Origin of the sequence: Vibrio sp. 1180_3, from assembly GCF_029478545.1 — a bacterium.
In the GTDB taxonomy this organism is placed as follows: Bacteria; Pseudomonadota; Gammaproteobacteria; order Enterobacterales; family Vibrionaceae; genus Vibrio; species Vibrio aestuarianus.
Window position 1 is genome coordinate 231576 of the sequence record NZ_SJFM01000002.1, and the last position, 10412, is coordinate 241987.

The 10412-nt window shown below is 40.5% G+C and carries 10 protein-coding genes, 1 tRNA gene and 1 rRNA gene; 9 read left to right on the plus strand and 3 right to left on the minus strand.

What is annotated here, in order from left to right; genetic code table 11:
- Nucleotides 1–38 precede the first annotated feature (38 nt).
- Together EYW48_RS02725 and pepA are read right to left on the minus strand one after the other, a co-directional pair.
- Complete coding sequence (locus EYW48_RS02725; protein ID WP_053309444.1) at nucleotides 39–488, minus strand: DNA polymerase III subunit chi; 450 nt, start codon at nucleotides 486–488, stop codon at nucleotides 39–41.
- A 68-nt stretch (nucleotides 489–556) separates the two neighbouring features.
- On the minus strand, nucleotides 557–2065 hold the full coding sequence (gene pepA, locus EYW48_RS02730) for a leucyl aminopeptidase (RefSeq protein WP_053309443.1): 1509 nt from the start codon (nucleotides 2063–2065) through the stop codon (nucleotides 557–559).
- 190 nt (nucleotides 2066–2255) lie between these two features.
- Here pepA and lptF point away from each other — a divergent pair, with 190 nt between their 5' ends.
- Together lptF and lptG are read left to right on the plus strand one after the other, a co-directional pair.
- The gene (gene lptF / locus EYW48_RS02735) at nucleotides 2256–3356 is read left to right on the plus strand and encodes an LPS export ABC transporter permease LptF (RefSeq protein WP_261917340.1); all 1101 of its coding nucleotides are present in this window, start codon (nucleotides 2256–2258) and stop codon (nucleotides 3354–3356) included.
- Nucleotides 3357–3359: 3 nt separating this feature from the next.
- The gene (gene lptG / locus EYW48_RS02740) at nucleotides 3360–4430 is read left to right on the plus strand and encodes an LPS export ABC transporter permease LptG (protein ID WP_168520946.1); all 1071 of its coding nucleotides are present in this window, start codon (nucleotides 3360–3362) and stop codon (nucleotides 4428–4430) included.
- A 57-nt stretch (nucleotides 4431–4487) separates the two neighbouring features.
- Here the strand turns inward: lptG and EYW48_RS02745 are convergent, their stop codons facing one another.
- Nucleotides 4488–4964 carry an RDD family protein gene (locus EYW48_RS02745; protein WP_053309794.1) on the minus strand — a complete coding sequence of 159 codons (477 nt, stop codon included), beginning with the start codon at nucleotides 4962–4964 and terminating at the stop codon, nucleotides 4488–4490.
- Nucleotides 4965–5162: 198 nt separating this feature from the next.
- Here EYW48_RS02745 and EYW48_RS02750 point away from each other — a divergent pair.
- The 7 genes from EYW48_RS02750 to EYW48_RS02780 all read left to right on the plus strand — a co-directional run.
- A tRNA-Leu gene (locus EYW48_RS02750) sits at nucleotides 5163–5247 on the plus strand.
- Nucleotides 5248–5499: 252 nt separating this feature from the next.
- Entirely contained in the window at nucleotides 5500–5979 is a 480-nt protein-coding gene (locus EYW48_RS02755; RefSeq protein WP_241772850.1) for a hypothetical protein, read from the plus strand.
- Between the two features lie 286 nt (nucleotides 5980–6265).
- Nucleotides 6266–6535, plus strand: a complete 270-nt coding sequence (locus tag EYW48_RS02760; protein ID WP_053309439.1) for a PTS sugar transporter subunit IIB — start codon at nucleotides 6266–6268, stop codon at nucleotides 6533–6535.
- Between the two features lie 11 nt (nucleotides 6536–6546).
- Nucleotides 6547–7803 carry a PTS ascorbate transporter subunit IIC gene (locus tag EYW48_RS02765; RefSeq protein ID WP_053309438.1) on the plus strand — a complete coding sequence of 419 codons (1257 nt, stop codon included), beginning with the start codon at nucleotides 6547–6549 and terminating at the stop codon, nucleotides 7801–7803.
- Nucleotides 7800–8249: a PTS sugar transporter subunit IIA gene (locus EYW48_RS02770; protein WP_053309437.1), complete on the plus strand. Its 450-nt coding sequence runs from the start codon at nucleotides 7800–7802 to the stop codon at nucleotides 8247–8249. Before EYW48_RS02765 ends, EYW48_RS02770 begins: the two co-directional genes overlap by 4 nt.
- Nucleotides 8250–8522: 273 nt before the next feature.
- Nucleotides 8523–9776 carry an HD-GYP domain-containing protein gene (locus EYW48_RS02775; RefSeq protein ID WP_277431834.1) on the plus strand — a complete coding sequence of 418 codons (1254 nt, stop codon included), beginning with the start codon at nucleotides 8523–8525 and terminating at the stop codon, nucleotides 9774–9776.
- 559 nt (nucleotides 9777–10335) lie between these two features.
- Nucleotides 10336–10412, plus strand: a 16S ribosomal RNA gene (locus tag EYW48_RS02780); the annotation flags it as partial.

Sequence of the window (10412 nt, forward strand, 5' to 3'; positions counted from 1 at the left end):
GAATCTTGTTTAAGATCGCCTTAACTATAAGGTTTAACCTATGGATGTTGGATCTCGATTGTTTGCAACTGATAGCCAGCTTGTCGGTAGATTTTATACCTTTCGCGAGCCAGTTGCTTTGCTTTTTCTTCGCAGGGGACGAAGTCTACCACCTCTGTAAAGGCGTTCGCAAAGGTTGTATGATTATCCGCCACATTTATTACCAGTTGGCGATTCCAATTGGGTTTTACCCCTTGATAGCCAATTTCAATATTGGTTGAGTATTTAGGGCCTTCTCCGACTAGATTATGCGCGACGAAATTTTCTGGTAATACTTGCCACAGGTGTTCTGCAAATTGTTCAGCATGAGTTTTATCATGGCAATGCAAATACACTTTAGCGCCTTGTTTGGCAAAGTGATGAGTAAGGAACAAGACGTATTGTTCGAACCCCTCAAGCTGAGCCTGAGGACTATTTTCATTCACAATGTAAAAAGTAGCTCGTTGCATTTTATTGCCTAATGATCAGTTACTCATCAACAAAAAAGGGCCTTGCGGCCCTTTTCAAATTTTGAGGTTTATTCCTCAGCCTCTTGGCCACTGCGATTCAATAAGAATTGGACGAGCAATGAGACCGGGCGACCCGTTGAGCCTTTAGCCGCACCTGACTTCCACGCTGTGCCTGCGATGTCCAAGTGCGCCCAATTATATTTCTTAGCAAATTTAGATAAGAAACAACCAGCGGTAATTGTACCACCAGGGCGGCCACCGATATTTGCCATATCGGCAAATGGACTTTTCAGCTGTTCATGGTATTCGTCTGCCATTGGTAGACGCCATGCGCGATCGCTTGCTTGTTCTGAAGCGTTAACCAATTCGTGTGCTAACGGGTTGTGGTTTGAAATGACACCACTGATATGATGACCTAGAGCGATGACGCAAGCACCAGTCAGCGTTGCTACGTCGACTACGCAATCGGGTTCAAAACGCTCAACGTAAGTGAGTGCATCACAAAGCACTAGGCGACCTTCGGCATCAGTATTGAGTACCTCAACGGTTTGGCCTGACATAGTAGTAAGAATATCACCTGGGCGGTAAGCATTGCTGCCTGGCATATTTTCACAGCCAGCCAATATACCCACAACATTTAATGGTAGGTTTAATTTCGCGAGTGCTTTCATTGCACCAAAGACAGAAGCCGCGCCACACATGTCATACTTCATTTCATCCATGCCTTCGCCTGGTTTCAATGAAATGCCGCCTGAATCAAATGTTAGACCTTTACCCACCAATACGATTGGTTTCGCATCTGGGTCTGGGTTGCCTTTGTACTCAATGACCGACATCATCGATTCATTTTTTGAACCACGACCAACCGCTAGGTATGAGCTCATACCTAGTTTTTCCATCTCTTCTTCACCAATAATTTTGGTTGATACTGTCTCGTAATCGTCAGCTAAGCGACGAGCTTGAGAAGCAAGATAGGCTGGGTTAGCAATATTTGGTGGCATATTGCCAAGATCTTTAGATGCTTTCACACCAGAAGCGATAGCCAGACCGTGCGAAATAGCACGTTCGCCTAAGTTAAGTTCACGGCGAGTTGGTACATTAAAGACCAATTTACGCAGTGGACGACGAGTTTCTGGTTTTGCACTCTTAAATTGGTCAAAGGTGTATAGGCCATCTTTCGTTGCTTCAACGGCTTGGCGTACTTTCCAGTAAGTATCACGGCCTTTGACGTGCAGTTCCGTGAGGAAACAGACAGCTTCCATTGAACCCGTTTCATTAAGTGTGCTAATAGTTTTTTGAATGATTTCTTTGTATTGACGTTCGCCTAATTCACGTTCTTTACCACAACCAACCAGTAAAACGCGCTCAGAAAGAACACCTGGTACTTGATGCAGCAGTAGCATCTGGCCTGGTTTACCCTCGAGATCACCACGACGAAGTAGTGAACTAATATAGCCATCGCTGATTTTATCAAGCTGCTCTGCTACTGGAGAAAGGCGGCGTGGTTCGAACACTCCCACAACGATACATGCGCTACGTTGTTTCTCTGGACTGCCACTTTTTACACTGAACTCCATGCGTACTCCTACATCCTGAAGACAAATAGAACTAAATGTTAGATAATGCGCTCTTAGTTGTTGAATCCATGTTTGGATCTACTATTAATTGAACGGGCTAACAGTTAGTGAAAATTTTAAAAATAAAAGGTTCAACGGGAAATTATAGTGATTCAATCAAAAAAACAAGTTTTGTATAGGTAATTTCAGCGTGATTATTGTTAGATATTTGATCCGCGAGACACTCAAGAGCCAATTTGCGATCTTTTTTGTGCTTTTTTTAGTGTTTCTGAGCCAAAAATTTATAGAAGTTTTGGCTGATGCTTCTGCTGGTGAAATTCCTGCCCGGATGATTTTCTCTATTGTGGCATTAAAAATGCCTGCGATGGGGCTATTAATGCTGCCTTTAAGCCTTTATATCGGCATATTACTGACTTTTGGTCGTTTATACGCGGAAAGCGAAATTACCGTGATGAATGCCACCGGAATTGGCAATAAGTTCTTGATTCATGGGGCATTATATCTTGCTGTTATTACCGCGGGTACTGCTGCATTTAATGCGTTTTGGTTGGCACCATGGAGCCAAGATAAGTACGCTCAATTGATAGAACAACTAGCAGCGGAAAACAGCGTTGATTTATTACAACAAGGTCAGTTCCAACGTACCCCTGACGGCTCTTCTGTTGTATTTATCGATAGTGTTGAAAATAAGAAGCTGTACAACGTGTTTGTTGCTCAACTGGCTCCACGTGATTCCATTTTACCAAGTGTGATGTTTTCGAATTCAGGCGATGTCAAAGAACTGAGTGATGGTCGGCAAATGATTACCATGTATGAGGGAACTCGCTATGAAGGGGTGCCGACTCGTATTGACTATATGATTACGGAATTTGATGAATACGAAGGGCTTATCGGGCAACGTGAAGTAAAACCTAAAGGTCGTGATTGGGAAGCTTTGCCTACGTTAAAGTTAGTATCGAGCTCAAATACAAAAGCGCAAGCTGAACTACAATGGCGAATTTCGCTTGTTGTTTGTATTCCGCTGTTAACGATGTTGGTTGTGCCACTTTCTGCCGTAAATCCTCGTCAAGGTCGTTTTGCAAAAATGGGACCTGCGATTTTAATTTATCTTGCCTACTTCCTGACGCTCAGTGCCACAAAATCAGCGATTGAAGATGGTTCACTTTCTAGCGTTATTGGTATGTGGCCAATTAATGCCGCATTACTTATCGCTGCAGTTTTGGTGAATACACTAGATAGTGTGCCAGTAAGGCGCTTTAAAGATAAGCTCAGACAGAAGAGGGTGGTATAAGTCGTGTTTAAGATTTTAGATTTATATATTGGCCGCACTATCATTGTAACCACCTCTTTAGTGCTGATTGTTTTTGTTGGTTTATCGGGCATTATCAAATTTGTTGATAATTTGAGACACGTAGGTAAAGGCGGGTTTGATCTGTTGCAAGCGCTGTTCTTTGTTATTTTGAGTGTCCCCCGTGATATTGAGATGTTTTTCCCGATGGCGGCCTTACTTGGAGCCTTGATCGGCTTAGGGATGCTGGCGGCAAGCTCCGAATTGGTCGTGATGCAGGCGGCGGGAGTGTCAAAACTTGATATCGGCTTCTCTGTTTTGAAAACAGCCGTTCCGTTGATGATCATAATTACTGTTCTTGGGCAATGGGGGGCACCTCAAGCTCAGAAGTTAGCTCGAGACTCTCGCTCTTTTGCGATTTCAGGTGGCAGTATCGTTTCGGTACGAAGCGGTGTTTGGGCTCGTGATGCGAACGATTTTATTTTTATTGGCAAAATAGATAACGATAAGCTCTATGGATTGAACATGTGGCGCTTTGATAACAATAAGAAATTACAGAACATCTTTTTTGCCAAAGAAGCCGATTATGACAAAGATAATCAATGGATAATGAAAGATGTTCAAATTACCGATATGCGCGATGAAATTGTCATTTCTAAGCAGCAATTGCCAGAGTATCAATGGACGACATCGCTTGCTCCCGATAAGTTAGCGGTTGTAACCGTTAAACCTGAAGAGCTCTCTTTAAGTGGGTTATATGATTATGTCTCTTATCTAAAAGCTTCTGAGCAGGACTCATCTCGTTATGATTTGGCGTTGTGGCGTAAGATCACTCAGCCGTTTTCTATTGCAGTGATGATGCTGATGGCACTTTCATTTATTTTCGGTCCATTACGTAGTGTCACTATGGGGGCAAGAATACTGTCAGGGGTGATTGCTGGGTTTACATTTTATATATCCAGTGAGTTTTTTGGACCACTTAGCATTGTATACGGGCTTCCCCCTGCATTGGGAGCAATAGCCCCAAGTGTTGTATTTCTTGTGATAGCCGTAATGTTGTTGAGAAGAAAGTTATAGATAAAGAAAAAGGAAGAGCATGGGCTCTTCCTTTTTTATCTGCTTACTTGGTGTGCTTCAATTAACTTTAGGAAGTACCACAACTTTCGTTTTAGCCCATATATCCTGAAACCCTCGTTTTTCGTGATCAAACGGTACTGTTAAGTTTGATAATCCAAAGCCAGAGGTAAATAAGCGTATTAAGGCTTGAGTGGCACTAATTTGCGTGTCATCGTCATTGACGATCAACAATCTCCAAGCTCTCATACCTAAAGTTTGCCCGGCTCTTGTCCAGAAAAAGACAAAGAAATAAACCCAAACAGCGGCTAAATAGAAAGTGTAAACATAGCTCCATATAGGATGATGGGTCAGCAAATCGCTGACATCATCATATGGGCCGTAACTCATTGCACCGAAAGCCACGAGGGCTTCTAATATCGCGATTACAATGCCTGCTGCCATCATCTCAAGTGCAATGATAATTAGTGCATCATAAAAAAGTGCACCAAAGCGGCGCATTAAACCAGCAGGGGGGAGGGAGGATTTACTACTCATAACGTTCATAGGTCTTTCGAGTTTTCCAAAATTGCAGCAAGCATATAGACTCAAAGTTGCGCTGAAAAGAGAACAAACGCACAGCTTTAATATTTGTGGCTAAAATATCGGCAAACGATTTGTATTTCAATATTTTGCTATTGCACCTCTGCGTTTCTTACGTATAATGCCAACCATCAAAGGGCAAAGCCCCAAGATGCCGGTGTGGTGAAATTGGTATACACGACGGATTCAAAATCCGTTGCCTTCGGGCGTGGCGGTTCAAGTCCGCCCACCGGTACCATATTTAAACGATAAAGCCTCGACGAAAGTCGGGGCTTTGTTGTATACGAGCAATTCAAATCTCTCTTTTTTCTACTTACCATTACATTGAATTCTAGCATTGAGCGTTATGAATTTTCGTTCTTATTCATACAAGTCAAATAGTGGTATCTGCTACGTTCATGCGTAGCGCAATTTATTTATATTAAAGAAACTAGCGTGTATACTTAAGCATGTTAAATGTCGAGAGAAGTATCGTGGATACTGAATGTTAATGAAAAAAATGGCTGCGCCTCTTGATATGCAAATAGGCGCTAGATTTGAAACTAAGAAGCACGGTTATGTAACTGTAGTTGAGTATTATAATACTCATACTGTTATCGTTGCTTTTGAGAATACTGGTAATATTCGTTCTATAACCGCCGCCAAACTTCGTAGTGGGCAATTAACTGATCGTTCTGTTCCACCTCAATCTTTAATGGTTGGTGAAAAGGTTGAATCTGTTAAACATGGCTTACTAACAATAACTCAAGTTGAATCCGAAAATATTGTCGTATTAGAAAATGAATACGGTGAAGAAATTCGCATGCTGTTACCGGCAGTGCAAAAATTAAGAGATAAACTCGAACATACTTATAATGTGCAAGAAAATCCTGTTCTTCCTACATCATTAAGTGCATTAACAAAAAGAAATAAGAAGACAAAAGATGTTAATAGCCTTCTGAAGAAAATCCTTACTGACTATGGTAAGTAGAGATATCTTTATATATCGAGTTGAGAGTAACTCATAATCTAGTCATATCATTTTATATCTATTCATTTCCTCTCTAATATTTACAATGGATTTTCGGTTAGCAGCAGAAATTTTTTTGCTGATAAAACACTCATGATTTAACTTAATGTGTGATTTGCTTCACAGGGTCATTTTGGTTTTGTGATGGTGATCTATTAATGTTTTGGGGTTATTTGGATATGATTCATGTCATCTAATAAGCGGGAATGATAGTGATTCCTAAGTTTAACCCTACAGAGATAATAATATGAAAAAGATTATGGTCGTATGCGGAAATGGTCTTGGTACATCATTAATGATGGAAATGGCAGTCAAAGAAGTTGCTAAAAAAATTGGTTTGGAGGCAGAGGTTGATCACGAAGATTTATCTTCGGCAGCATCTAGTCGTGCTGATATCTGGGTTGCAGCAACAGATGTTGCCAATCAGCTTACAGATGCAGGTAAAACAAACATTGTTAGTCTAGCAAATATTTTTGATAAAGCTTCTATTGAAGAGCAATTAAAAAAATTCATCTAAGGAAATAAGTTATGGCTAATTTCTTCGAGTTTATGCTTGGCTTATTAAAAGAGCCGGCAATCATGGTTGGTTTAATTGCTTTTATTGGTTTGGTGGCGCAAAAGTCCGATATTTCAACCATTTTAAAAGGTACGATTAAAACCGTAATGGGTTTCCTAATTTTAGGTTTTGGTGCTGGTGCATTAATAGGAGCTCTAAATAACTTTTCGATTGTATTTACAGAGGCATTTGGTGTAAGTGGTGTAATTCCAAATAACGAAGCTATAGTTGCAGTAGCACAAGAAGCGTTCGGTTATGAAATGGCGCTTATTATGTTTTTTGCATTTGTTGTAAATATTTTGTTGGCTCGATTTACTCCTCTTAAGTATATATTCTTAACAGGTCACCATACCATGTTCATGTCGATGTTAGTTGCTGTGATTCTATCTACATCTGGCATGGAAGGCACAGCATTAGTCGCGATAGGCTCTATTTTGGTGGGTACTCTTATGGTGGTAATGCCTGCGATTGGTCAAAAGTACACTGAAAAGGTAATGGGTACTGATCAATTGGCTATAGGTCATTTCTCTACCTTGTCATATGTAGTGTCAGGCTTTGTTGGTAGCAAGTTTGGTGATACGTCCAAGTCAACGGAAGATATCAACGTACCTAAGAGTCTTATGTTTTTACGTGATACCCCAGTAGCGGTAGCAACGACAATGGCTATTTTCTTTACGTTGGCATCTGTTTTTGCTGGTGGAGAATTTGTAGAGACGGTATCGAATGGTCAGAACTGGGTGATATTTACTTTTATACAGTCGCTAACTTTTGCTGGTGGTGTATATATTGTTTTGCAAGGTGTGAAAATGCTCATTGCAGAGATTGTTCCCGCGTTTAAAGGTATCTCAGATAGACTCGTACCTGGTGCAAAACCTGCCTTAGACTGCCCGATGGTATTTCCAGTGGCTCCTAATGCAGTATTAATCGGTTTTCTATGCTCGTTTGCTGCAGGTCTCATCGCTATGGGGATTCAAGGTGCATTTGGTTGGACAATTATAGTCGCTGGTGTAGTTCCTCACTTCTTTGTTGGTGGGGCTGCTGGTGTGTATGGTAATGCAACTGGTGGTCTGCGCGGGGCAATGCTCGGTTCATTTGCTCAAGGTTTATGCATCTCATTTCTTCCGATGCTACTTCTTCCTGTATTGGGCGGTATTGGTCTTGAAGCCACAACGTTTGCTGATTTTGACTTTGGTGTTGTTGGCCTTATTCTAGGGTGGATTGTGTCATGACTCTCCTTAATTTAATTGGCGACAATGGTATTGTTATCACGACTGAAAAAAACTTAAGTGTTGATAAGGCGTTAGATATCACATGCTCAAAATTACTAGAGCAAGGTAAGGTTGAATTAAGTTATTTGGAAGCAATTAAGCAAAAGCATAAAGAGATTGGTCCGTATTACGTATTAGCCCCAAAAATTGCAATGCCACATGCTCGACCTGAAGATGGTGTGAAGGAAGCCTCTCTTCAGGTGACGGTATTCAAAAATGGCGTTGACCTGGAGTCAGAAGATAACGGTAATGTCTATTTTTCTGTTACTTTGGCTGCTATGGACTCGAATAGTCATATTCAAACAATCATGGCTCTGTCTGAACTGTTCCAAAATGATGATGACATCGATGCGATTATTGCCGCTGATAATCAAGTTGAGATTATCGAGATCCTGAAAAAGTATTAATTATTTACTACTTCCCCCCTTTGATGGTGGTAAAGCCCTTTCTAACTAGTTAGGGCTTTTTTTGATTCTAATCCGAACATCTATTCATAGCATATTTAGTGCTTACATTGAGAAAGTGTGCACATTCTTACGCTTCTCATTTTATATTGTTGCGTTTAGCTACCACATTTATATACACAAATGATGGGTTGAGACTTAACATGTAGCTGATGAGCGTGTAAGTATCTTCTTTTTAAATGTTATAACCATTTGACTTAAGGTGTTGTGTAGATTGTGGCAAGCATAAAAATTACTGTAGATAGACTGCAACCTGGCTTACATATTAGGTTGCCAGTTAAATGGAATGAACACCCCTTCCTCTTCAATAGCTTTAAAATTAAGTCTCAAGAGCAAATTCAATTGATTAAGCATTTGGGTATTCAGCACGTCTATATTAATCCCGCTCAAAGCGATACACAGCCATTACCAGTTAATAGCCAACCAGAAGAGGTGGATGAAGAACCCTCTTATGTTGATAGTGAAGCTAAGAAACTGTGGGAAGAGAAGCAAAAACGAATTGAAAAGCTCAATGCTTATCGACGTCGCATTTTAAATTGCGAGAAAGAATTTGAACGTTCATTGGCTCGCATGCGAGCTGTGATGAATAAAATTCGTAATCGTCCAGAAGATGCAGTAGATGAAGCTTCTCTTTTGGTTGAGGACATTGTTGATAAACTTTTAAGTGAGGATAATGTCACTTTACATCTAATGAATGGCAAAAGTGAGTTTGAAGATATCTACTTCCATTCATTGAATGTTTCTGTCATTGCCATGCTGATTGGTAAAGCCAAAGGTTACGATGCTCAAAAAATCAAGGAATTGGCATTCGCAGCTTTGTTCCATGATATGGGGAAAATTAAAGTTCCAACCGCCATCGTAAGAAAGAAAACAAAGCTGACGGAACCTGAGCTAAATTATCTTAAGTTGCATACTAAATATGGCTTAGAGATAGCGAGCCATATTGAGATTTTTCCTGACAGCGCAAAAAAAGTGATAGAGCAGCATCATGAGTTAAACGATGGCAGCGGTTATCCACTCGGTTTAAAAGAAGCCGATATTGATGAGTTGTCACAAGTTATTACGGTAGCCAATGCCTTTGATAATCTTTGTCATCCTAGCATTGTTGCTGAACAAAAAATCCCATACATTGCTCTTTCTTATATGTATAAACATTGTAAACACCTCTACAGCAACGAAAACCTCAACATTCTGATCAAGTTTATGGGGGTTTTTCCGCCCGGAACTGTAGTGCAGCTATCCAATAATATGGTTGGATTGGTTATTTCCGTGAATGCCCGGCAATTACTATATCCCAATGTTTTGATCTATGATCCTTCGGTACCTAGAACGCAAGCCCCAATCATCGATTTGGCGGATAGGGATTTGAAAATCGTTAATGCGATTTTGCCTCATAAACTGCCTGACAAAATACGGGAATATTTAAATCCTCGTTCTCGGATTTCATATTTCTTTGATAGTGATGGCTAATTTCGAATTTGAAGCTGGCTTAACTAGTGTTGGATGAGTACTTTCTGGTGGTTAATTGAGCAAAAACAAGTGATTTGTTGGCTTTTTGTTCGCTTGAGTGCTGGAGAGGCAATTTTATAAAGAAATAAGTTGCCATCATATTTTATCTCCCTATAATGCCGCCTCACTGACACGGCACAGCCAGTAAGGGTTCAAGCCCCACTAGCCAGTCAATCAGTAGGTCAAATCGGTAAGACGAAATAATTTAAAAAAGTGTTTGACACAAAAAATTATCTCGCTAGAATGGCCGCCTCTTCCAAGGAAGCCACGGCAACCAAACGAAGAACGCTCTTTAACAATATAAACCTATCAATCTGTGTGGGCACTCGTTGATGATAATCGAAAAAGATTTATCAATGAACTGAGTGACCAATCAGAATCAAGTTTACTTGATTTTGGCACAGTCAATTCATTGTTGTTCTGTTGGAACAACAATAGCTTTAAAATTACTTTTTACTTTCGAGTAAAAGCAGTTTTGAAGTCAGTATTCATTGAGCCGGTCTTAGGACCAACAAAACTTTAATTGAAGAGTTTGATCATGGCTCAGATTGAACGCTGGCGGCAGGCCTAACACATGCAAGTCGAGCGGTAACATTT

Bases quoted from the DNA above. Each gene is read 5' to 3' on its own strand.
- EYW48_RS02770 (WP_053309437.1), top strand. From the start codon at position 7,800: ATGACTCTCCTTAATTTAATTGGCGACAATGGTATTGTTATCACGACT.
- pepA (WP_053309443.1), bottom strand. From the start codon at position 2,065: ATGGAGTTCAGTGTAAAAAGTGGCAGTCCAGAGAAACAACGTAGCGCA.
- EYW48_RS02760 (WP_053309439.1), top strand. From the start codon at position 6,266: ATGAAAAAGATTATGGTCGTATGCGGAAATGGTCTTGGTACATCATTA.
- EYW48_RS02755 (WP_241772850.1), top strand. From the start codon at position 5,500: ATGAAAAAAATGGCTGCGCCTCTTGATATGCAAATAGGCGCTAGATTT.
- EYW48_RS02745 (WP_053309794.1), bottom strand. From the start codon at position 4,964: ATGAGTAGTAAATCCTCCCTCCCCCCTGCTGGTTTAATGCGCCGCTTT.
- EYW48_RS02725 (WP_053309444.1), bottom strand. From the start codon at position 488: ATGCAACGAGCTACTTTTTACATTGTGAATGAAAATAGTCCTCAGGCT.
- EYW48_RS02765 (WP_053309438.1), top strand. From the start codon at position 6,547: ATGGCTAATTTCTTCGAGTTTATGCTTGGCTTATTAAAAGAGCCGGCA.